Below are 21173 nucleotides of genomic sequence, written 5' to 3'. Positions count from 1 at the left end.
CGCTCCAGCTTCGAAAGGTGGCATCCCATGCCTACTCAGGAAGCAGTCAAAGCCGAAGATACGTTGATCCACGTTCTCTGGATCAACGCAGGCCTCAGTTGTGACGGCGACTCGGTGGCGCTGACTGCCGCCTCCCAGCCCAGCATCGAGGAGATCGCCCTGGGTGCGCTCCCAGGTCTCCCCAAGATTGCCGTCCATTGGCCGCTGATAGATTTCGAATGCGGTCCGGCCGGTGGGGCCGACGATTTCCTCGAATGGTTCTTCAAAGGCGACCGCGGCGAACTCGAGCCGTTCGTCCTCGTCGTCGAGGGATCGATCCCCAACGAGCAGCTCCACACCGAAGGCTACTGGTGCGGGTTCGGCAACAACCCCGACACCGGCCAGCCGATAACGACCAGCGAATGGCTGGATCGCCTCGCACCGAAGGCCACCGCCGTGGTGGCCGCAGGCACCTGCGCCACCTACGGCGGCATCCACGCGATGGCCGGAAACCCGACAGGTGCGATGGGCGTGCCGGACTATCTCGGGTGGGAGTGGAAGAGCAAGGCCGGTATTCCGATCGTGTGCGTGCCGGGATGCCCGATCCAACCGGACAACCTCTCCGAGACCCTGACCTACCTGCTCTACATGGCGACGGGCCAGGCGCCGATGATCCCGCTCGACGAAGCGCTGCGGCCCAAGTGGCTGTTCGGCGCGACCGTCCACGAGGGATGCGACCGCGCCGGGTACTACGAGCAGGGCGATTTCGCCACCGAGTACGGATCGCCGAAGTGCATCGTGAAACTCGGCTGCTGGGGTCCGGTCGTGAAATGCAATGTGCCCAAACGAGGTTGGATCAACGGCGTCGGCGGATGCCCCAATGTCGGCGGTATCTGCATCGGCTGCACCATGCCCGGTTTCCCGGACAAGTTCATGCCGTTCATGGACGAGCCTCCCGGTGGCAAGTTCTCCGCGGCGACCTCGGGGCTGTACGGATCGGTGATCCGCAGCCTGCGGAACGTCACCGTCCGCACCGTGGACAAGGAGCCGCGCTGGCGGCACCGCGGCGAAAAGCTGGAATCCGGCGCGACCCGTACGTGGTAGGAGGACTTCGATGACGGAAATCATTCCGGAGCCGTCGCACCGCAAGATCGACCCGAACGCCCTCGTCGAGATGGCGTGGGATCCGATCACCCGGATCGTCGGCAGCCTTGGTATCTACACCAAGATCGACTTCGAGAATCAGCAGGTCGTCGAGTGCCACAGCACGTCGTCGATCTTCCGTGGCTACTCCATCTTCATGAAGGGCAAGGATCCGCGCGACGCGCACTTCATCACCAGCCGGATCTGCGGCATCTGCGGTGACAATCACGCCACCTGCTCGTGCTACTGCCAGAACATGGCCTACGGGGTGAAGCCGCCGAGTCTGGGCGAGTGGATCGTCAACCTCGGCGAAGCCGCCGAATACATGTTCGACCACAACATCTTCCAGGAGAACCTGGTCGGCGTGGACTTCTGCGAGAAGATGGTCTCCGAGACCAATCCCGGCGTGCTGGCGCGCGCCGAGCGCACCGAAGCGCCGCACGCGCAGGAGCACGGATACCGGAAGATCGCCGACATCATGCGGGCCCTCAACCCGTTCAGCGGCGAGTTCTACCGCGAGGCCCTCCAGGTCAGCCGGTACACGCGCGAGATGTTCTGCCTGATGGAAGGCAGGCACGTGCACCCGTCGACGCTGTATCCCGGTGGTGTCGGCACCGTCGCGACCATTCAGCTGATGACCGACTACGTGACGCGTCTGATGCGCTACGTGGAGTTCATGAAGAAGGCCGTGCCGATGCACGACGATCTGTTCGACTTCTTCTACGAGGCGCTGCCCGGCTACGACAAGGTGGGCCTGCGCCGCACGATGCTCGGGTGCTGGGGTTCGTTCCAGGACCCGGACGTCTGCAACTTCGCGTACAAGGACATGGAGGAGTGGGGTCGCAAGATGTTCGTGACCCCCGGCGTGGTTCTGGACGGGAAGCTGCTCACCACCAGCCTGGTCGACATCAACCTCGGCATCCGAATCCTGTTGGGCAGTTCGTATTACGACGACTGGTCCGATCAGGAGATGTTCGTGAAGAACGATCCGCTCGGCAATCCGGTGGATCGTCGGCACCCGTGGAACCAGCACACCAACCCCAAGCCGCAGAAGCGCGACCTGGAGGACAAGTACAGCTGGGTGATGTCACCACGCTGGTTCGACGGCACCGACCATCTGGCGCTGGACACCGGCGGCGGACCGTTGGCGAGGCTGTGGACCACGGCGCTGGCCGGGCTGGTCGACATCGGCTATGTGAAGTCGACCGGGCACAGCGTGCAGATCAACCTGCCCAAGACCGCCCTGAAGGGACCGGTCGAGCTCGAATGGAAGATCCCGGCGGCAGGCAGCAACACCATCGAACGCGACCGCGCCAGGACCTACTTCCAGGCCTACGCGGCGGCGTGCGCGCTGCACTTCGCCGAGAAGGCGATCGAGGAGATCCGTGCCGGGCACACCAAGACCTGGGAGACTTTCGAGGTTCCCGACGAGAGCATCGGCTGCGGCTTCACCGAGGCCGTGCGCGGGGTCCTCTCCCATCACATGGTGATCAGAGACGGCAAGATCGCCAACTACCACCCCTATCCGCCGACGCCGTGGAACGCCAGCCCGCGCGACAGCTTCGGCACGCCGGGCCCCTACGAGGACGCGGTCCAGGGACAGGCGATCTTCGAGGAGAACAACCGGGAGAACTTCAAGGGCATCGACATCATGCGCACCGTGCGCAGTTTCGATCCGTGCCTGCCGTGTGGCGTGCACATGTACCTCGGCAACGGCAAGACGCTGGAGAAGCTGCACTCCCCCACCCAGTCGCTCACCCCGGAGTAGCGGATGACGCGCCCGCGAGGAGAAATGGGCTCTATGGACGGACACGACGACGCAGCACTCGATGACGATCGCTGGCGCAGCGCGGGTGATCGCATCGAGACGCTGCTCGAATCGAGTTCCGTGGGCGGCGCCGCGGCACGGGAGCGGGCCGAGCAGCTGGTCCGTGAGGTCGCCGACCTCTACGGTGCGGGTCTCGAGCGCATCGTGAGCCTGCTCGACGACGTCACGATCGAGCGTCTCACCGGTGACGACCTGGTCGCGAGCCTGCTGTTGGTGCACGGACTGCACCCGCACGACGTGACGACGCGGGTGCGCGCCGCGCTCGACAGTGTGCGGCCCTACCTCGGTTCCCACGGCGGCGACGTCGAGCTGCTCGGCATCGAGGACGGTGTCGTGCGGCTCGAGCTCGCGGGCAGCTGTCGCACCTGCCCGTCGTCGTCGGTGACGTTGGAATTGGCCGTGGAAGACGCGGTGCGCGCCGCCGCGCCGGAGATCACGGCGATCGAAGTGGCCGCCGCCGAGCCGGAGTCCGGCTCGGGAGTGATCGCGGCCGAGTCGTTGTTCACGCGTGTGCATGCCGCGCCCGAGCATCCGGGCAGCTGGGTCGCCGTACCCGAGCTCGCGCAGATCGGGGACGGCGAAGTCGGCGGATTCTCGGTGGCCAGGCTGCCGGTGCTGGCCTGCCGTGTGGGTGACGACCTGTTCGTCTATCGCGATCGGTGTGCGGCCTGCGGCGGTTCGATGGCGGGCGCGGTCCTGCATCGGCGCCTGGGCTTCCCCGTGGGCGACGCCGTGCTGCGGTGTCCGTTGTGCGGGGCGCACTTCGACGCGGTCCACGCGGGCGCGCGGGTCGACGGCGACGGGCATCTCGAACCGTTGCCGGTGTTGCTGCGCTCGGGTGCACTCTCGGTGGCGATTCCGGCGGAGGTGGCCGGATGACGTCCCCGTTCGGCGTGCTGCGTCGTCTCACCGCGCCGCGATCGGCTCCGGTCCCGGCGGGTGAGCGATGCGAAATGTGCGCCGAATCGATCGGGGAGCCGCACCAGCATGTGGTGAATGTCGAAGGCAGGCAGCTCATGTGCGTCTGCCGTGCCTGCTATCTGCTGTTCACCGATCGTGAGGCGGAGCTGCGTTACCGGGCGGTGCCGGATCGGTACCTGGCGTTCCCGGACGTGGTCATCGACCAGGCGGAGTGGGACGCGCTGGAGATTCCGGTCGGACTGGCCTTCTTCTTCCGCAACTCCGCACTCGGGCACACGGTCGCCTTCTATCCGGGCCCGGCAGGGGCAACCGAGTCCGAACTTCCCTTGCCGCGGTGGCGCGAGATCCTGACGAACCATCCGGAGCTCGACGTCGCCGCCGAGGATGTCGAGGCGCTGCTGATCCGCATGCCGCACCGCGGCCGTCCCGGCGCCTGCCTGCTGTTGCCCATCGATGCCTGCTACGAGTTCGTCGGCCGAATGCGGCTGCTGTGGCACGGATTCGACGGTGGCCAGGAGGCACACCGGTACATCGAGGAGTTCTTCGCCACGATGTCGGCGCGCGCTCGAACGGGGGGTTCGCGATGAGCCCGGCCTATTCGATCACCTTCGGCGTGCTGGATATCAAGCCCGAGCCGTACTCGGCGACGCCGATGCTATCGGCGCGCGTCGGCATCGCCGCGCTGGCCGAGGAGCCCGTGCACGCCATCGCGTTGCGCGCGCAGATCAGGATCGAACCGCGCCGCCGTACCTACACCGACGAGGAAGCGGCCGGACTGACCGACCTGTTCGGCACCAGGGAACGATGGCACGACACGCAGCGCTCGTTTCTCTGGATGCACTGCGCGACAACGATTCCCGGATTCACCGGTGGTGCGGAAGTGGATCTGCCGATGCAGTGCACCTACGACTTCGAGGTCGCGGGATCGAAGTACCTGCACGCGTTGCGCGGTGGCACGGTGCCGTTGCTGTTCCTGTTCAGCGGCACGGTATTCATCAGGGGCGCGGGCGGTTTCGCGGTACAGCAGGTGCCGTGGGATCGCGAGGACAAATTCGACATGCCGGTATCGGTGTGGCACGACCTGATGGCCGCGCACTTCCCCAACTCGGGCTGGGTCCGCTTGACCCGCGAGACGCTCGACGCCCTGTCGGCCTACAAATCCCAGCGCGGCCTGCTCGGATACGACGACGCGGTGACCAAGCTCCTCGCGGCTTCTCAGGAAGCGACATGACCACCGGACGATCGGTCAGGTCCGCGCGCGCCAGGGCGCGCGCGGTCGCCGACGCGGTGCTGTACGAGGGGTACCTGCTGTATCCGTATCGGGCGAATTCCCGAAAGAATCAGTGCCGCTGGCAATTCGGCGTGCTGGGTCCGGAAGGCGCGGTCCAGGCCGGGATCGGTGAGGATCCGGTGCTGCGCGCACAGTTCCCGGTCGTCGCGAACGACGCCACCACGCTGAGCCTTTCCGTCCGGTTCCTGCAATTGCAGCGGCGGACGGTCGAAGACCCGGACGGCAGGCCGGTCGCCGAGCTCGAGGTGGGCGAGCGCAGCGTGGTCGGCTGGGACGAGGCCGTCGAACACGAGATCGACTACGGACCGCTGCCGCTGGAACCCGCGGTGTTCGGTGTGCACGTCGCGGGCGGGGTCGATGTCGAGGACGTGCACGATGCCGCGGGCGCCGTCGCGGGCAGGCTGGTTCGCGTCCGGCGGCCGCTCGAGGGCCGGGTCGAAGTAGCGGTCGACCAGCTGCCGGGATGTCTCCGCGTGACGGTCACGGTGCGCAATATCGCCGCCGCGCCGCAGGACGCGCAGGACGCACTCGCTCGGTCGTTGCTGGGTACCCATGTGATCGCCGAGCTCGAGTACGGCGAATTCGTCTCCCTGCTGGAGCCGCCGCAGGAAACGGCCGCGGCCGCCGGGCAGTGCGACCACCACCGATGCTTCCCGGTCCTCGCCGGACCGTCCGGCGACCGGAGTCTGCTGCTGATCTCGCCGATCATCCTCTACGACCACCCGCAGATCGCCGAGCAGAGCGAGGGTCCGCTCTTCGACGCGACCGAGATCGACGAGATCCTGACCCTGCGCGTGATGAGCATGACCGACGAGGAGAAGGCCCAGGCGCGCGCCACCGACCCGCTGGCCGCGCAGATCGTCGACCGCTGCGACGCCACCACGCCCGAGCAGCTGGACCGGCTGCACGGTGTGCTGCGGGAACCCGCTGACGGGCCGCCGCGCGTGCTTCCCGAGGTGCCGGACGGTATCGACTGGTGGGACCCCTTGGCCGACAATGCGGTTCGGCCCGAATCCGACGCGATCGTGGTGGCGGGTGTGCTGGTGAGCCGCGGCAGCCGGGTTCGGTTGCATCCGTCCCGGCGCGCCGACGCCCACGATCTGTTCTACGACGGCGAACTCGCGCGAGTGGTGTCGGTGCACGAAGACGTCGACGGCGACGTGCACGTCGGGGTGGTCATCGCCAACGACCCCGCCGCCGACCTGCACGAGTGGTACGGCCGCTACCTCTACTTCGCGCCCGACGAGATCGAGCCGATCGATAGACCGTCCGAGGAAGACCGAGAGAAATGAAAGGAAGGGCCGGCCATGGAAACGGTAGGAGTCATCGCGCTCGTCATCATCGCGGCGATCGCCGCGGTGTTCGCCCTCATCGGGCTGCGGTCGATACCGGATATCCGGCGCTATCTACGCATTCGCCACATGTAGCGATCGGGAGGACACATCACAAGAACGAAGAGCCACAAAAGGAAGCCGCGAACCGACCCGGCGAACAGGGGTGAGACGACGACGAAGGTTCTGGTCGCTGGGATCGGAAACATCTTCCTGGGCGACGACGGATTCGGCCCCGCGGTGGTGCGGCGACTGCCGCCCCACCCTGAGCCGACCGTGCGCATGACCGACTACGGCATCAGAGGAATGCACCTCGCCTACGACCTGCTCGACGACTGGGACGCGCTGGTGCTGATCGACGCGCTGCCCGATCGGGGCGCGCCGGGCCGGGTCGATGTGTTTCGCGCCGACCACACGAACGAACCCTTCACCGGGCTCGACGCGCACGCCATGGATCCCGAGGCCGTGTTCTCGATGGTCCGCACGCTCGGCGGCACGGTGCCGCCCACGGTGGTCGTCGGCTGTCAGGTCGTCTCGGTGGCCGAGGGGATCGGCTTGACCGCACCGGTCGAGGCGGCGCTCACGCCCGCCGCGGCCGCGGTCGCTTCGGTGGTCGCGGACCTGCTCGAGCGACAGGAGGTGTGAACGATGTGCCTCGGGATTCCGGGCCGGGTCGTGCGGATGGCCGACGGGTACCACGGTCAGATCGCGCTGGTCGACGTCTCGGGTGAGACGCGCAAGGTGAACATCGGCATGCTCGACGAGGGCTCGATCGCCCCCGGCGACTGGGTGATCATCCACATGGGTTTCGCGGTCGAGAAGACCGACGAGTCGGGCGCGGCCGAGGCGCTCGCGGGGTTGCGGCTGCTCGGGCGCGGGGAGGAATCGTGACCGCGGTGCGGACCCGGCGGCGGATCCTCGTCCGTGGCGTGGTGCAGGGCGTCGGATTCCGGCCGTTCGTCTATACGACCGCCGCCGAACTGTCGTTGACCGGATGCGTGTCCAACAACAGCTCCGGTGTCGTCATCGAGGTCGAGGGCGCCGCGCGGGATCTGGACGAGTTCGAGCGGCGCGTCCGCTATCACCCACCGCCGCTGGCGGTCGTCGAATCCCTCGAGACGACCGAGACGCCGGTCCGCGGCGGCACCGGATTCCACATCGCCGACACCGCACGCGACGGCGCCGGACGCACGCTGGCCTCCCCGGATGTGGCGATCTGCGCCGAGTGCGCCGACGAACTCCGCGATCCGGCCAACCGGCGCTACCGGCACCCCTTCGTGAACTGCACCAACTGCGGCCCCCGATTCACCATCATCGTGAGCCTGCCCTACGACCGCGACCGGACGTCGATGGCCGAGTTCCCCCTCTGCGACGCGTGCGCCCGCGAGTACGCGGATCCCGCCGATCGTCGCTTCCACGCGCAGCCGATCGCCTGTCCCGCCTGTGGTCCGACCCTCGCCTATACGGGCCCGGGCGAAGGAGAACCGATCGCGGCGGCTCGAGAGTTGTTGCGGCGCGGCGGAATCCTCGCGGTCAAAGGCATCGGCGGATATCACCTGGCCTGCGACGCCGCGAACGAGATCGCCGTCGCCGAGCTGCGTCGCCGGAAACGGCGCGGCGACAAACCGTTCGCGATCATGGTGCCGGACTTGGCGACCGCGCGCGCGATCGTCGAGGTCGACGACGCCGCCGCCGACCTGCTGACCGGGCCTGCCCGGCCGATCGTCCTGTTGCCCCGATGCCGACCCGATGCGGAACCGGCTGTCTCCGAGGTAATCCCGGCTGCGGCACCCTCGGTGGCCCCGCGCAATCCCGACCTCGGCGTGATGATCGCCTACGCACCCTTGCATCTGCTGCTGTTCGGGCTGCCCGGTGATCCGCCCGGTCCGCGGGCGCTGGTGATGACGTCGGGAAACCTCGGCGGCGAACCGATCTGCCACGACGACGCCGACGCACGCGAGCGCCTGACCGGCCTCGCCGATGCGTGGCTGTCGCACAATCGGCGCATCGTGGTGCCCTGTGACGATTCGGTGGTGCGCCTGGTCGACGGCGTCGAACTGCCGGTGCGCCGCTCCCGCGGCTATGCGCCGCTGCCGTTGGCGTTGCCCGCGCCGATGCCGCCGACGCTGGCGGTCGGGGCAGATCTGAAGAACACCTGCGCGGTGGCCGAGGGTCGCTACGCCTGGTTGAGCCAGCACATCGGTGACATGGACGATCTGGCGACCCTGAATGCCTTCACCGAGGCCGAGCGGCATCTCGAAGCGCTCACCGCCGTGCGGCCGATCCAGCTCGCTGTCGACGCGCATCCGCGGTATCGATCCACGGCGTGGGCCGAGCAACACGCCGACGGGCGTCCGATACGGACGGTGCAGCACCATCACGCCCACATCGCTGCGGTGATGGGTGAGAACGGCCTCGACCCTGCCGCGACGGTGCTCGGAATCGCCTTCGACGGCACCGGTTTCGGGCCCGACGGCGCGATCTGGGGCGGTGAGGTGCTCGCCGCCGGGTACAAGGGATACCGGCGGCTCGCGCATCTGCGCTACGTGCCGCTGGCCGGTGGTGACCTGAGCGTGCGGCGGCCCTACCGCATGGCCCTGGCGCACCTGCGTGCCGCGGGGATCGACTGGGCCGAGGACATCCCTTCGGTGCGGGCGTGCCCTGTCGAGGAGCGAAAGGTGATGGCGCACCAGCTGGATACCGGTTTCGGATGTGTCCCGACCTCGAGCATGGGCAGGCTCTTCGATGCAGTCTCGTCGCTCGCCGGGGTGCGTCACGAGGTGGACTACGAGGCCCAGGCGGCGATCGAACTGGAGGGCATGGCCCGCGGCGTGGATCCCGGAGCGCGGCGCTACGAGTTCGCCATCCCGGCGGGCGATGCCCGGCACGATCGTGGCGTCACCGCGATAGACCCCGCGCAGGTGATCGCCGCCGTCGTCGCCGACGTGCGGGCCGGGGTTGGGGCCGAGGTGGTCGGCGCGCGCTTCCATGCCGCGGTCGCGCGCCTGATTCTCGCCTTGGCGGTCGAATTCGGAACCTCGTCGACGCCGGTCGCCCTGTCCGGCGGGGTGTTCCAGAACGCACTGCTGTTCTCGACGACGCGGGCATTGCTGCGGGAGAACGGCTTTCGAATCCTGACCCATCGCAGGCTGCCGCCCAACGACGGCGGCCTCGCGTTCGGCCAGCTACTCGCCATCGGAGCGGGATGAGCGGAAGGAGAAGCGACGATGTGCCTGGCAGTCCCCGGAAAGGTGCTCAGCCTGCACGAGCGGGATGGCACGTTGATGTCGGTCGTCGACTTCGGCGGCGTGCACAAGGACGTGTGCCTGCAATACATCCCGGACGCGGCGGTTGGTGACTACGTGGTCGTTCACGTCGGATTCGCGATCCAGCGCCTGGACGAGCAATCCGCGCTGCAGACGCTGGCCGAATTCGAACGCCTCGGCGTCCTCAACGAGGAGTTCGGCGACGGTTTCGCCATCGCCGCGAAACAGGCCGGGGTCGAGAACCCCGAAACGACCCAACAGCGAGAGGATCCGGAGGTGAACTCGTGAAGTACCTCGATGAATTCAGCGATCCGCAGCTGGCCAAAGGCCTGCTCGACCGGATCCGCGCCACCACGACCCGCCGCTGGTCGATCATGGAAGTCTGCGGCGGGCAAACCCATTCGATCATCCGCCACGGCATCGATCAGCTGCTGCCCGACCAGATCGAGATGATCCACGGCCCCGGCTGCCCGGTCTGCGTCACGCCGCTCGAGGTGATCGACAAGGCGCTCGAGATCGCCGCAACGCCCGGCGTGATCTTCTGCTCGTTCGGCGACATGCTGCGGGTGCCAGGCAGTTCCAAGGACCTGTTCCGAGTCAAGAGCGAAGGCGGCGATGTGCGGGTGGTCTATTCACCGCTCGACGCACTCGAACTGGCTCGCGCCAATCCGGACCGGCAAGTGGTGTTCTTCGGCATCGGCTTCGAAACCACCGCGCCCGCCAACGCCATGACCGTGTATCAGGCCAAACGGCTCGGCGTGCCGAACTTCTCACTGCTCGTCTCGCACGTGCTGGTCCCCCCGGCCATCGCCGCGATCATGGAATCGCCCACCTGCCGGGTACAGGCCTTCCTCGCCGCCGGTCACGTGTGCACCGTCATGGGCACCGGTGAGTACCCGCCGCTGGCCGAGAAGTATCGAGTTCCGGTGGTGGTCACCGGCTTCGAACCGCTCGACATCCTGGAAGGGATCCGCCGCACGGTGATCCAGTTGGAGGCCGGACGGCACGAGGTGGAGAACGCCTACCCGCGTGCGGTGGCCGCGGCGGGCAACCCGGCCGCCAAGGCGATGCTCGAAGACGTCTTCGAGCGCACGGACCGCGCCTGGCGTGGCATCGGTGTCATTCCCGGCAGCGGCTGGCGGCTGTCGGAGCGCTACCGCGAGTACGACGCCGAGCAGCGATTCTCCGTGGAGGACCTGCACACCGAGGAATCCTCGATCTGCCGGTCGGGCGAGGTGCTGCAGGGCTTGATCAAGCCGCACGAATGCGCGGCGTTCGGCAAGCAGTGCACACCCCGAAATCCCTTGGGCGCCACCATGGTCTCGTCCGAGGGCGCGTGCGCCGCCTACTACCTCTACCGGCGCCTCGACCTACCCGCGGAGGTCGCTCATGCTTGACGAGACCGAATCGTCCGCGGCGGGTATCGACATGGACGGGTGGGTCTGCCCGATGCCGCTGCGGGATTCGCCGACCATCGTGATGGGGCACGGCGGCGGCGGTGCGATGTCGGGCGAACTGATCGAGCATCTGTTCCTCCCCTCGTTCGGATCGGCCGCCGAAGCGGGGTTCGGCGATTCGGCGGTCGTCACGCTCGGCGGCGCGCGGTTGGCGTTCACCACCGATTCCTTCGTGGTGAAGCCGATGGAGTTCCCCGGCGGTTCGATCGGTGAGCTCGCCGTCAACGGCACCGTCAACGACCTGGCGATGGCCGGCGCCCGGCCCATGGTGCTGTCGACCGCCTTCATTCTCGAGGAGGGCACCGCACTGGCCGACATCGCGCGCATCGCGGCGGCCATGGGCACCGCCGCTCTCGGTGCGGGCGTCAAGCTGGTCACCGGCGACACCAAGGTCGTCGACGCGGGCCACGGCGACGGCGTCTACGTCAACACCGCGGGCATCGGACTGATCGACGACGGCATCGACATCCGCCCGCAGCGCGCACGGCCCGGCGACGCGGTCCTGGTCAGCGGGGAGATCGGCCTGCACGGTGTGGCGGTGCTGAGCTGTCGCGAGGGCTTGGAGTTCGGCACCACGGTGTGCAGCGACACCGCGCCGCTGCACGGTCTGGTCGCGGCGATGCTGGACACCGGGGCCGAGGTGCACGTCCTGCGGGATCCGACGCGCGGCGGCGTGGCCGCCACGCTCAACGAGATCGCGGGGGTGGCGCGGGTCGGCGTGTCGTTGGACGAACGCAAGATCCCGGTCTCCGGTGAGGTTCGCGATGCCTGCGGGCTGCTGGGCCTGGATCCCCTGTACGTCGCGAACGAGGGCAAATTGATCGCCTTCGTCGCGGCGGAGGACGCGGAGCGCGTTCTCGCGGCCATGCGTGAGCACCCGCTGGGCGGACGCGCCGAGATGATCGGCGTCTGCGTCGAGGAGCACCCCGGCATGGTGGTCGCCCGCACGGCGCTCGGCGGTACCCGGGTGGTCGATCTCCCCGCGGGCGAACAACTACCGCGAATCTGCTGACATGGGCCATGATTCGGGCCCAACGGACGCGACGACGGGAGACGGCGCGCGCACCGGACTCGCCGAAGGCGGCGGCGACGGCACGGAGGTGTTCGCCCGATATGCCCACGCGCCCAACGCACTCGGGTACTGCGGACCCACCGAGAGCGCACCGATGGCCACCCTGCCACCCGCGGCGGTCAGAACGATGGCGCGACAGTTCTCCGGCGTCTGGCCGTACCTGAAGGTGATGTCCACGCTGACCGGAATCGACGACCCGCTGGACCGTCGCCTCGTCGAATCGTATTGGCTCGGAGGCGGAATCGGCGCGCGCCTGGATCCGGCGGAGTTCCTTGCGGAACTCTTGGCCGTCATCGGGCCGCTCGCCGGTCACTACTGGGCGCATCTGACTCCGGAACTGGCGCCCGAAGCCGCCGCCAACCATTGCTTCCACGTCTTCGGCGTCTATCCGTGGACCCGGCTGCTGGGACGAGGAGCCGACGAACACCCGCTGCGAGTGCTCGACAACTGCCGCATCACCTGGGGAACGGTCCTGGATCGCACCGCGGACCGGATCACGGTGCGGGCCAGCCGCCTGGAATGGGACGGACACCGGCTGGAGTTGTCCGCGCCGGCGACCCGCCAGGTCGCGGTGTGGGTCGACGGCTACTCCCCCGCACCGGAGGTGCACGCGAACGATCTCGTTGCGCTGCACTGGGATCGGCTGTGCGGACTCCTGGAACCGGAGCAGGTCCGCGACCTCGCCGACAGCACGGCCCGCCAGTTGCGCGTCACGAACGACAGGCTGTCGCGGACGTGACCGTTTCCTCCGGCACCGGACGATCCCAGCGCCGCTCATGGACGCGGTTGTCGAGGATGCTCAGGCCAGCAGGGAGCGACCGATGATCTCTTTCATGATCTCGGTAGCGCCGCCGTAGATGGTCTGGACACGGCCGTCGACGAAGGCCCTCGCCACCGGGTACTCGTTCATGTACCCGTAGCCGCCGTGCAGCTGGAGGCAGCGGTCGGTGACTCGCTTCTGTAGTTCGGTGGCCCACCACTTTGCCATCGAGGCGTGCACGGCGTCGAGTTCGCCGTTGGAGTGATCGACGATGCAGCGGTCGATGAAGGTGCGGGTGACCGCGCATTCGGTAGCCATCTCGGCGATCTCGAAGCGCACGTGCTGCAGTTTGGCCAGCGGTCGCCCGAACGCTTCGCGTTCCCTGACGTAGTGCTTGGTGATGTCGAGTAGATGTTCGGCCACGGCGATCGCGGCGGCGGCGATGTGCAGCCGCTCGGTGGCCAGATTGGTCACCAGGTGCAAGAAGGCGCCGTTGAGTTCGCCGAGCAGGTTCGCCTTGGGCACCGCGACATCGTTGAAGAACAGTTCGGCGGTGTCCTGGGCCTTCTGTCCGAGCTTGTCGAGATTGCGGCCGCGTTCGAATCCCGCCATGCCGCGTTCGACCACGAGCAGCGACAGGCCCCGCGACCCGCCTTCGGGAGTGGTCTTGGCGACCACGACGACCAGGTCGGCGAGGATGCCGTTGGAGATGAAGGTCTTGGAACCGTTGAGCAACCAGTGATCGCCGTGGTCTTCGGCGTGGGTCTTGATGCCTTGGAGATCGGAACCGCCTCCGGGTTCGGTCATGGCGATCGCGCCGATCTTCTCGCCGCTGCAGAAGCCCGGCAGCCAGCGCTTCTTCTGCTCCTCGTTGCTCAGCCCGATCAGATAGGAGCCGACCATGTCGTTGTGCAGTCCCAGCGCCAGGCCCGCGGCGCCCGCGCTGGCGAGTTCTTCGGCGATGATGGCGCTGTAGCGGAAATCGCTGGTGCCGCCGCCACCGAACGCTTCCGGTGCCGCCAGGCCGAGCAGACCCTGGCGCCCGGCGGCGAGCCAGACCTCGCGGGACACCGCGCCGTCCCTTTCCCACTGCTCGTAGTGCGGCAACACCTCTTTGGCGAGGAAGGTGCGCACAAGCTCACGAAAGTCGTTGTGTTCGGTGTCGAAGATGAGCCGTTTCATGTCGGTCCTTACGTGATAGTGACGGATAGGTGGTCGTGCGCCGAGCCGCGCGGGTCGGCATCGAGCCGGAAGGTGTTGTCGCGGAAGCGAACTACTGGTGCGCCGCGGCCGCGACGGCCAGGAAGCGCCCGGCTTCCTGGATCTGCAGAACGCTTTCGCCCGACCCGCCACCGTCGCAGGGGATGATCGCCCCCGAGATGTAGCGCGCCGCCGAGGACGACAGGAACATCGCCAGGCCGGCGACATCGTCTTTGGTGCCGAGCCTGCCCAGCGGAACCGTCTTGATGGCGGTGCCGTCGTCGTGTGGAGTCAGCCGCGCCATCCCCTCGGTGCCGGCGATCGGGCCGGGAGCGATGGCATTGACGCGGATGCCCTTGGCGCCCCATTCCAGTGCCAGCACCCGGGTCAGTTGATCGACACCGGCTTTGGCCGCACACACGTGGGCTTGGTAGCGGACCGGGATCGAGGCCTGCGGTGCGGTGATGTTGATGACCGACGCGCCGGGAGCGAGATAGTCGAGCCCGGCCCGCAGCACGTGGAAGGTGCCGTTGAGGTCGATGTCGACGACCACTTTGAACCCGTTCGACGACAGCGCCGAGGCCTCGGCGAGGAAGTTTCCCGCCGCACCCGAGATCAGGACATCGATGGCGCCCCACTCGGCGCGGATCGACTCGAAAACCTCTTCCACAGCCTGCATGTCGCGCACATCGGCGACGAAGCCGCCGACCGGCACGCCGTGCGGCTCGAGCTTTTCGATCGCGGCGTCGACGTTGGCGCGTTTGCGGCTGACCACCACCACGGCCGCGCCATGGGCTGCGAATGCCTCGGCGATGCCGAAGTTGATACCGGTCGTGCCTCCGAAGATCACGACCTTCTTGCCGGTGAAATCGAACTGAATGTCCATGCGCGGCTCTCCTTGCGCGTCGAATGGGATGGGTCGCCGGGCTCGCTGACAGACGCGGGGTGACCCCGGGGGCGGCGGCGGTGTCCCGAGACTAGGTGCGCCGAACTCCATTGTGCAACAAGTTGCATAAATATGTGACACCAGTCACGCCGAGGGCCGCCGAGAGTGCACCGCCAAGGCCGCAGCGGAGTTTCGCTCCAGCGACCGCCGCGGCTCGACGGTGATCGCCGACACAGTTTATGCAACTTATTGCACAAACGCGGCCGAGGGAATACCGTCGAGTTCACCCCTCGTTGCGGCGGCGTCTCGCCGCTCGTTTCCCCATCCCCCGCATCGGGTTTCGATGTCGGCATCCGGCGCTCACCGGCGCAGCCGATCGTGCTCGATTCGCACCACAGCGACACCGCGGCCTCCCGCTGGAGCCGGACCGACCCAACGGTGGCCACCTCGCGACGCCACTCCATGACCTCGAGAAGGAATCGACGAACAAATGACCGAGAGCCCTGCCGCGATCGAGACCCGCACCGAAGGCGCGACCACCATCCTCCGATTCAACCGGCCGCAGCAGTTCAACAGCATCGATACCGAGGCCCGCAGCCGGCTGCGAAAAGACCTCGCCGCCGCGGCCGCGGATCCTGCTGTGCGCGCGGTCGTCCTCACCGGCAGCGGTCGCGCGTTCTGCGCCGGGCAGGATCTGCGCGAACTACCGGACGTTCCGAAAGGAATCGTCCTGGGAGACCTCGTGCGCGAGCATTACAACCCGATCGTGCAGCTGCTGATGAGCATGCCCAAACCGGTGATCGCGGCTGTCAACGGAACAGCCGCGGGCGCGGGCATGGCCTTGGCGCTGGCATGCGACCTGCGCATCGCCACCGAATCAGCGGCCTTCACCACCGCTTTCGCCGGAATCGGGCTGTCCTGCGACACCGGCATGTCGTGGACCCTGCCCCGGATCGCCGGGCGTGCCGCCGCGCTCGACCTGTTGCTGCGCCCCCGCGTCATCGGGTCCGCCGAAGCCCTGCGCCTGGGCATCGTCCACCAGGTCGTGGCCGACACCGATTTCGACACGACCTGGCGCTCGCTGGCCGACGAACTGGCCGCCGGGCCCACCACAGCCTTGGCGGCGATCAAGGCCTCGGTGAACAACGCCGGCGGAACGACCCTCGACGCCGCGGTGGAATTCGAAGCCAACCAGATGACCCGCACGCACCGCACCCGCGACCACAGGACCGCGGTGACCGCGTTCCTGACCAAGTCCGCCCCCGTGTTCGCCGGCTACTGACGAACGCGCCGTCCGGCGAGTTCACTAGGATTCGGGGAATGGCACTGCGGTTCGCGATCCTTACCGCGCTGGCCGAACGCGAATCCAGCGGCTTCGATCTGGCCAAGCGCTTCGACCGGCTCTACGGATACTTCTGGTCGGCCTCCCACCAGCAGATCTACCGCGAACTCGACCGGCTCCAATCCACCGGTCTGATCGCCGAAGCACCACAGCCGGAACGACCGGAACGCGGCCAGCCGAAACGCTTCACCATCACCGAATCCGGCACGACCGCCCTGCGTGTGTGGACCGGCGAGATCGACGAGCCCACACACCCCCGGGAATCGCTCATCGTGAAAACGCGCGCAGCGGCCTCGGTCGGTGACCTCGACGGTCTCCGGGCGGTCATCGAACACCACCTCGCCGTGCACGCCGGCGATCTGGCCGATCACACCGAGAGAGAGGCCCGCGATTTCTCGAGCGTCGACACCGATGCCGATGCTCTGCGACACCTCGTCCTCAAAGCCGGCATCGCCATGGAACAACTCTGGGTCGACTGGTGCCGAGGAGCGCTCGACACTCTCGACACCATCCAAGCCCGGAAAGCCGCGGAACCGACGCCCTGACCGAGCCGGGCATAGGAAGTCGACCCCGAATCCGCGATGTCCACGCCGAAACCCACCGGGCGGCAGTGCGTGCGTTACTCCGCTCGGTGGGCTCGGCGCCGGGCAGTCGGGTCGCGCCTGCACAGGAGGGTTCGAGGTTCCCGCCTGACATCCGGACCGCCCGACCGGTCATCAGGTCACAGCGCGCCACCACCTCCGATCAGCCAGGGATTGAACGTGCACTCGAGCTGCGGATGCCCCGCCGGGTCGAGGGCCCGCAGCGCGATCGAGAGCGCCCGCGGCGAGTACATCATCGTGAGGTGGTCGGAGACGTCCTGCTCGCATCCGTCCTGGAGGGTGATGTTGTCCACCTGCACGCCGGGGCCTGCCTGCAGGAAGGTCAGGTCGTAGGGGTTGGTGATCTCGTCGTAGCGGGTGCCGACGATCGTGTAGTCCACCCCGGGCACGGTGTCGCCGTTGGCGTTGAGCTTCTGCACGAACTCGGAGCCGACGGTCTGCTGGATGCCCGCGTGGCCGACGAAGATCTCGATGAAACCGAGGATGTCGATGCCGAAGTTGTTGATGGCCCGGCCCAGCGCGCCGATCCCGACCAGGCTGGTGCCGTGGTGGGTGGCGCCGTAGGTGACGAGGTTGCGCACCTCGGCCGCACCGCCCTCGAACTTGGTGTACCAGTTGGCCATCGCGCCTCCCTGGGAGTGGGCGATGATGTCGACCTTGTCGGCGCCCGTGGCCGCGAGCACCCGGTCGACGAAGGTGGCCAGCTGCTTCGCCGAATCCCCGATGTAGCCGGTGCCCATCACGCCGGGCAGCACCGAGCCCAGACCGCCGCCCTGGAGCAGGTTGGCGCGGCCGTAATTGAAGGTGAAGGTGCAGAAGCCCGCGTCCTTGATGGGCTGCCCCATGTACGCGAAGCCGTTGTAGGCGTTCATCCAGGTGCCGTGCAGCAGCACCACGGGACGGGGATGCTCCGCGGTCGGCTTGCAGTGCCAGTCGTTGGCGCCGGGCGGTGCGACGTCCGGGTGCGTCAGGCCGTAGCCGAACGCGGCCAGCCACGCGGTCATCGGCGGGCCGTAACCGACTGTGTCGCTGGCGAATCCGCCCGCGGATCCGGAGCTGCTTCCGGATCCGCCGAAGCAGTTGCCCGACCCGTTGCCCGAGCCTGCGCCGCTGCCGGAGGTGCAGGCCGACCCGGAGCCCCCGCTGCCCGACCCGGTGACCGGCGCCGCCTTGCGACCCGCGGCGATGAGTTCCGCGAGGGCTTGTTCGGTCGGCGCGGGTTCCGGCCCGGCCTGGGCGGCGACGCCGGTGAAGCTCATGGCGAGCACCGAGACGATCGACACCGCCGCGGCGCCGAACGTGCGGCCGCAGGTACTTCGTTTCATCGGATGCCTTTCGGTGGGAACAATGTCGTTCCTTCGGTCCTTCGGTTCTGGGTTCTCAGTTCCACAGCGCCACAGCGCCGGTCGGCGGGACTGAAACTGCGCCAACGCTAGGACCGGAGAAACACCGAAACCCACACCGCCGCCAGGTATCTGGACACCTCACGAAACGTTTGCCGCGGCCATAGGGAACGTGCACAGTGCCCGCCGGGCAGGCGCCCCCACCGATCGGTCACAACACCGCGGCACGGAATTCCGGTATGCCGCACAACCGGAAGTGCAACCCTCCAATCGAGTGGTCGCCCGACGATGAGATCTCTCAGATATCGCCACGATCACGATGCGTCACACCGATTCCGCGCAATCATGGAGCGACGCTTCCCCACCATCGAGCACCGGTCGATGGTCGATCGATGGAGATGCCGTGGTGGACAACGTTCCTACGAGACCGCTCGTGCAAGCGCTGCTCGCTCCCGCCTCGCCTGTCATCGTGACCGGCGGAAACTCACGCAACGGCGTCAGCGAGGCGCAGGCGATGGCGGAATGGCTGATCGCACACCCTGCCTGACGACCGAACAATTCTCGACGGCACAGCATTTCTGGAGCAAATATGAACGACCTCGTCACGCCCCTGTCTCGCAATGGAGCATCGTCGCGCTGTGTGGTGCGGTCCGAGACAATTCGCGAATTCACCCGCGCTGTCCGCCATCTCCATCCGGCATGCCTGCGCGACGACGCCGCGCGGGGGCTCGGGTTCTCCGGTCTCGTCGCTCCCCCGACATTCGCCGCCGTATTCCTCGGACACGTGCACCGGCAATTGCTCGATGCCGCGCGCACCGGCGCCGAAGGGCCGCGCATCCTGCACGCCGACCACGTGCTCGACCTGGCCCGGCCGCTGGTGGCGGGCGATGACCTGGACTGCCGGGTGCACGTCGAATCCTCGCGCTACTTCTCGGACTACGAGGTACTCACGATCAGGAGCGCGCTCGTCGATCGGGGCGGGTGCGCGTTGCAGACCGGCACGACGACGCTACTCGGACGGGTGCGTGCCGCAGGCGCCGCGTCCGGTATCGCGGAGTTCTTCGCGGACCAGCGGCCGATCGAGGCGTCGACACCGCCCACACGCGATCGAACGCCCTGTACCGCAGTGGATTTCGATGCCCTCGCGGTCGGCGACGAACTGCCGGTCCGGCTGCTCGAGGTGTCCGCGGCGGACCTCGCGGAATACTCCGCCGTGACCGGCCTGTCGAACGCGGAAGCGCCGGGGATGTACGAACTCGGCCTTGCCACCGGGTATCTCACCGACTGGCTCGGCGATCCCGCCGCCGTCACCAGGCTCCGCACCCAGGTCGCCCCCGGCGTTCACGGCCTGCGGATCCGGCCCGCCCACCGTGTCCGCCTGGCGCTGCGCGGCCGGGTGACGGCGCTCGATGGCCGCCAGCGGGCCGCCACCCTGGCGGTGGACCTGCGCTGCGAGGGCCGTCGGCTGTTCGGGTATGCCGCCGCCGAAGCGCGGTTCGGCTGAGGCGGCCCCGCATCCGGACTAAGCGGCCCGCTGCCCCGCGGCGGGAAGGAGACCGGTGAGCCGGGCCAGCCGCCGGTGCGATTCGAGGCGCGCCGCGCGGTCGTAGGTGCTGGTGTGCACGAGGATCTCGTCCGCTCCGGTCCGCGTCACCAACTGCTCGAGCGCCTCGGCGACCTCGTCTTCGGTGCCGTGGATCTGATCCCGCATCGATTCCGTGACCATGCGGCGCTCACGATCGGTCATCGGCTCCGACTCGATCTCCCCCGGCGGCAGCAAGACCGGGAATTCGCCGCGGGTCCGCGAGTAGGCGCTCGACCAGGCTTCGGGTAGTAGCAGCCGTCGCGCCTCCTCGGTGCTGTCGGCGATCAGCACCGTTCCCGAGACCACGACGTACGGCGCACTCCCCCACACTGTTTCGCGGAATCCCGCGCGGTACCGATCGATCGCTTCGACCATCCGATCGGTACCGGCCACCGCCGCGACGACCAGCGGCAGCCCGAAGCGCGCGGCCCGTTCCGCGCCGGAGCCGGTGGCGAGCAGGAACGCGGGCACCCGCAGGCCCTCGGCGGGCCAGGCGTGCACACCCTGTCTGCCGTGCGCGAAGTAGTCGAGCACCGCGGCGAGTTGGTCGTCGAAGTCGTCGGCGTCGGCTTTGCCGTGCCCGAGCGCGCGGCACACCCCGTCGGTGAAGCCGACCGACCGGCCGAGGCCCATGTCGATCCGGCCCGGGTAGAGCGATTCCAGTACCCCGAACTGTTCGGCGACCACCAGCGGCTGATGGTTCGGCAGCATCACCCCGCCGGTGCCGATCCGGATGCGCGAGGTGCTCGCCGCCGCCGCGGCCGCGAGCACGGTCGGCGCCGACCCGGCGACACCGGGCACGCTGTGATGCTCGGAAACCCAGAACCGGTGATAGCCCCACTCCTCGGCCAGCCGGGCGAACTCGACCGTCTCACGCAGCGCCGCCGGATGCGACTGCCCGCGCCGCACCCGCGAGCGGTCCAGGATGGAGAAGCGGACGGAGGGCAGTGCTGCGGTCATACCTGTTCTCAACGCGCCCGCCGCTCGCCCATTCCGCCGGCGGCGGTCAGCCGGACCGCGGCACCCCCAGCGCCTCGGCCAGCACTCGCCACGCGCGGGGCAGCTGAGCCTCGAAATCCGGCCAGGTGTGCATGCCCGCATCCGAGTACTCGACTTCGGCGGGGATCTGCAATTCGGCGAGCCGGGCGGCGAAGCGTTCGGTGCACG

22 protein-coding genes are annotated in these 21173 nt (G+C 68.0%); 18 read left to right on the top strand and 4 right to left on the bottom strand.

Annotated elements, in window-relative coordinates; all coding sequences use genetic code 11:
- Positions 1–27: 27 nt before the first annotated feature.
- The 14 genes from NL1_RS03010 to NL1_RS02950 all read left to right on the top strand — a co-directional run bounded on the left by NL1_RS03010 (position 28) and on the right by NL1_RS02950 (position 13027).
- On the top strand, positions 28–1083 hold the full coding sequence (locus tag NL1_RS03010; RefSeq protein ID WP_067834043.1) for an NADH-quinone oxidoreductase subunit B family protein: 1056 nt from the start codon (positions 28–30) through the stop codon (positions 1081–1083).
- 10 nt (positions 1084–1093) lie between these two features.
- On the top strand, positions 1094–2890 hold the full coding sequence (locus NL1_RS03005) for a nickel-dependent hydrogenase large subunit (RefSeq protein WP_067834041.1): 1797 nt from the start codon (positions 1094–1096) through the stop codon (positions 2888–2890).
- Between the two features lie 33 nt (positions 2891–2923).
- Entirely contained in the window at positions 2924–3829 is a 906-nt protein-coding gene (locus NL1_RS03000; RefSeq protein WP_067834039.1) for a NifU family protein, read from the top strand.
- Positions 3826–4458 carry a DUF5947 family protein gene (locus NL1_RS02995; RefSeq protein ID WP_067834037.1) on the top strand — a complete coding sequence of 211 codons (633 nt, stop codon included), beginning with the start codon at positions 3826–3828 and terminating at the stop codon, positions 4456–4458. Before NL1_RS03000 ends, NL1_RS02995 begins: the two co-directional genes overlap by 4 nt.
- Entirely contained in the window at positions 4455–5102 is a 648-nt protein-coding gene (locus NL1_RS02990; RefSeq protein ID WP_067834036.1) for a DUF6084 family protein, read from the top strand. The genes NL1_RS02995 and NL1_RS02990 overlap by 4 nt, the downstream gene beginning before the upstream one ends.
- Positions 5099–6454, top strand: a complete 1356-nt coding sequence (locus NL1_RS02985; RefSeq protein ID WP_067834034.1) for a hypothetical protein — start codon at positions 5099–5101, stop codon at positions 6452–6454. The genes NL1_RS02990 and NL1_RS02985 overlap by 4 nt, the downstream gene beginning before the upstream one ends.
- Positions 6455–6469: 15 nt before the next feature.
- Entirely contained in the window at positions 6470–6589 is a 120-nt protein-coding gene (locus tag NL1_RS40115) for a DUF6893 family small protein (protein WP_373862517.1), read from the top strand.
- Between the two features lie 90 nt (positions 6590–6679).
- Positions 6680–7138, top strand: coding sequence for a hydrogenase maturation protease (locus NL1_RS02980; protein WP_245673069.1), 459 nt, complete (start codon positions 6680–6682; stop codon positions 7136–7138).
- Between the two features lie 3 nt (positions 7139–7141).
- On the top strand, positions 7142–7384 hold the full coding sequence (locus NL1_RS02975; RefSeq protein ID WP_067834030.1) for a HypC/HybG/HupF family hydrogenase formation chaperone: 243 nt from the start codon (positions 7142–7144) through the stop codon (positions 7382–7384).
- Positions 7381–9702 carry a carbamoyltransferase HypF gene (gene hypF, locus NL1_RS02970; RefSeq protein WP_067834029.1) on the top strand — a complete coding sequence of 774 codons (2322 nt, stop codon included), beginning with the start codon at positions 7381–7383 and terminating at the stop codon, positions 9700–9702. Before NL1_RS02975 ends, hypF begins: the two co-directional genes overlap by 4 nt.
- An 18-nt stretch (positions 9703–9720) precedes the next feature.
- Entirely contained in the window at positions 9721–10047 is a 327-nt protein-coding gene (locus NL1_RS02965; protein WP_067834027.1) for a HypC/HybG/HupF family hydrogenase formation chaperone, read from the top strand.
- Positions 10044–11156: a hydrogenase formation protein HypD gene (gene hypD / locus NL1_RS02960; protein WP_067834025.1), complete on the top strand. Its 1113-nt coding sequence runs from the start codon at positions 10044–10046 to the stop codon at positions 11154–11156. Before NL1_RS02965 ends, hypD begins: the two co-directional genes overlap by 4 nt.
- Complete coding sequence (gene hypE, locus NL1_RS02955; RefSeq protein ID WP_067834023.1) at positions 11149–12228, top strand: hydrogenase expression/formation protein HypE; 1080 nt, start codon at positions 11149–11151, stop codon at positions 12226–12228. The genes hypD and hypE overlap by 8 nt, the downstream gene beginning before the upstream one ends.
- 1 nt (position 12229) lies before the next feature.
- Positions 12230–13027, top strand: coding sequence for a DUF6390 family protein (locus NL1_RS02950; protein ID WP_373862516.1), 798 nt, complete (start codon positions 12230–12232; stop codon positions 13025–13027).
- A gap of 60 nt (positions 13028–13087) precedes the next feature.
- On the opposite strand, the gene NL1_RS02945 is transcribed toward NL1_RS02950, so the two are convergent.
- Complete coding sequence (locus NL1_RS02945) at positions 13088–14230, bottom strand: acyl-CoA dehydrogenase family protein (RefSeq protein WP_067834021.1); 1143 nt, start codon at positions 14228–14230, stop codon at positions 13088–13090.
- 91 nt (positions 14231–14321) lie between these two features.
- Positions 14322–15134, bottom strand: coding sequence for an SDR family oxidoreductase (locus NL1_RS02940; protein ID WP_067834019.1), 813 nt, complete (start codon positions 15132–15134; stop codon positions 14322–14324).
- A 490-nt stretch (positions 15135–15624) separates the two neighbouring features.
- On the opposite strand from NL1_RS02940, the gene NL1_RS02935 reads away from it, so the two are divergent.
- Together NL1_RS02935 and NL1_RS02930 are read left to right on the top strand one after the other, a co-directional pair.
- On the top strand, positions 15625–16416 hold the full coding sequence (locus NL1_RS02935; RefSeq protein WP_067834017.1) for an enoyl-CoA hydratase-related protein: 792 nt from the start codon (positions 15625–15627) through the stop codon (positions 16414–16416).
- Positions 16417–16454: 38 nt separating this feature from the next.
- Positions 16455–17021: a PadR family transcriptional regulator gene (locus tag NL1_RS02930; protein ID WP_067834015.1), complete on the top strand. Its 567-nt coding sequence runs from the start codon at positions 16455–16457 to the stop codon at positions 17019–17021.
- Between the two features lie 176 nt (positions 17022–17197).
- Here the strand turns inward: NL1_RS02930 and NL1_RS02925 are convergent, their stop codons facing one another.
- Positions 17198–18403: an esterase/lipase family protein gene (locus tag NL1_RS02925; protein WP_067834014.1), complete on the bottom strand. Its 1206-nt coding sequence runs from the start codon at positions 18401–18403 to the stop codon at positions 17198–17200.
- A 421-nt stretch (positions 18404–18824) separates the two neighbouring features.
- Between NL1_RS02925 and NL1_RS37180 the strand changes: the two genes are divergently transcribed.
- Together NL1_RS37180 and NL1_RS02920 are read left to right on the top strand one after the other, a co-directional pair.
- On the top strand, positions 18825–18968 hold the full coding sequence (locus NL1_RS37180; RefSeq protein ID WP_307621742.1) for a hypothetical protein: 144 nt from the start codon (positions 18825–18827) through the stop codon (positions 18966–18968).
- A 96-nt stretch (positions 18969–19064) separates the two neighbouring features.
- Positions 19065–19925: an FAS1-like dehydratase domain-containing protein gene (locus tag NL1_RS02920; protein WP_162272677.1), complete on the top strand. Its 861-nt coding sequence runs from the start codon at positions 19065–19067 to the stop codon at positions 19923–19925.
- 18 nt (positions 19926–19943) lie between these two features.
- On the opposite strand, the gene NL1_RS02915 is transcribed toward NL1_RS02920, so the two are convergent.
- Complete coding sequence (locus NL1_RS02915; protein ID WP_067834010.1) at positions 19944–20966, bottom strand: LLM class flavin-dependent oxidoreductase; 1023 nt, start codon at positions 20964–20966, stop codon at positions 19944–19946.
- Between the last annotated feature and the right edge of the window lie 207 nt (positions 20967–21173).

The sequence above is a fragment of the Nocardia lijiangensis NBRC 108240 genome, assembly GCF_001613045.1.
GTDB classification, from domain to species: Bacteria; Actinomycetota; Actinomycetes; order Mycobacteriales; family Mycobacteriaceae; genus Nocardia; species Nocardia lijiangensis.
This window is presented reverse-complemented; position numbering and strand designations above follow the sequence as displayed.

Bases quoted from the DNA above. Each gene is read 5' to 3' on its own strand.
- NL1_RS02965 (WP_067834027.1), top strand. From the start codon at position 9,721: ATGTGCCTGGCAGTCCCCGGAAAGGTGCTCAGCCTGCACGAGCGGGAT.
- NL1_RS02945 (WP_067834021.1), bottom strand. From the start codon at position 14,230: ATGAAACGGCTCATCTTCGACACCGAACACAACGACTTTCGTGAGCTT.
- NL1_RS02940 (WP_067834019.1), bottom strand. From the start codon at position 15,134: ATGGACATTCAGTTCGATTTCACCGGCAAGAAGGTCGTGATCTTCGGA.
- NL1_RS02925 (WP_067834014.1), bottom strand. From the start codon at position 18,403: ATGAAACGAAGTACCTGCGGCCGCACGTTCGGCGCCGCGGCGGTGTCG.
- NL1_RS02990 (WP_067834036.1), top strand. From the start codon at position 4,455: ATGAGCCCGGCCTATTCGATCACCTTCGGCGTGCTGGATATCAAGCCC.
- NL1_RS02930 (WP_067834015.1), top strand. From the start codon at position 16,455: ATGGCACTGCGGTTCGCGATCCTTACCGCGCTGGCCGAACGCGAATCC.
- NL1_RS02995 (WP_067834037.1), top strand. From the start codon at position 3,826: ATGACGTCCCCGTTCGGCGTGCTGCGTCGTCTCACCGCGCCGCGATCG.
- NL1_RS02950 (WP_373862516.1), top strand. From the start codon at position 12,230: ATGGGCCATGATTCGGGCCCAACGGACGCGACGACGGGAGACGGCGCG.
- NL1_RS02915 (WP_067834010.1), bottom strand. From the start codon at position 20,966: ATGACCGCAGCACTGCCCTCCGTCCGCTTCTCCATCCTGGACCGCTCG.
- hypE (WP_067834023.1), top strand. From the start codon at position 11,149: ATGCTTGACGAGACCGAATCGTCCGCGGCGGGTATCGACATGGACGGG.
- NL1_RS02935 (WP_067834017.1), top strand. From the start codon at position 15,625: ATGACCGAGAGCCCTGCCGCGATCGAGACCCGCACCGAAGGCGCGACC.
- NL1_RS03000 (WP_067834039.1), top strand. From the start codon at position 2,924: ATGGACGGACACGACGACGCAGCACTCGATGACGATCGCTGGCGCAGC.
- NL1_RS02975 (WP_067834030.1), top strand. From the start codon at position 7,142: ATGTGCCTCGGGATTCCGGGCCGGGTCGTGCGGATGGCCGACGGGTAC.
- NL1_RS03010 (WP_067834043.1), top strand. From the start codon at position 28: ATGCCTACTCAGGAAGCAGTCAAAGCCGAAGATACGTTGATCCACGTT.
- NL1_RS03005 (WP_067834041.1), top strand. From the start codon at position 1,094: ATGACGGAAATCATTCCGGAGCCGTCGCACCGCAAGATCGACCCGAAC.
- NL1_RS40115 (WP_373862517.1), top strand. From the start codon at position 6,470: ATGGAAACGGTAGGAGTCATCGCGCTCGTCATCATCGCGGCGATCGCC.
- NL1_RS02985 (WP_067834034.1), top strand. From the start codon at position 5,099: ATGACCACCGGACGATCGGTCAGGTCCGCGCGCGCCAGGGCGCGCGCG.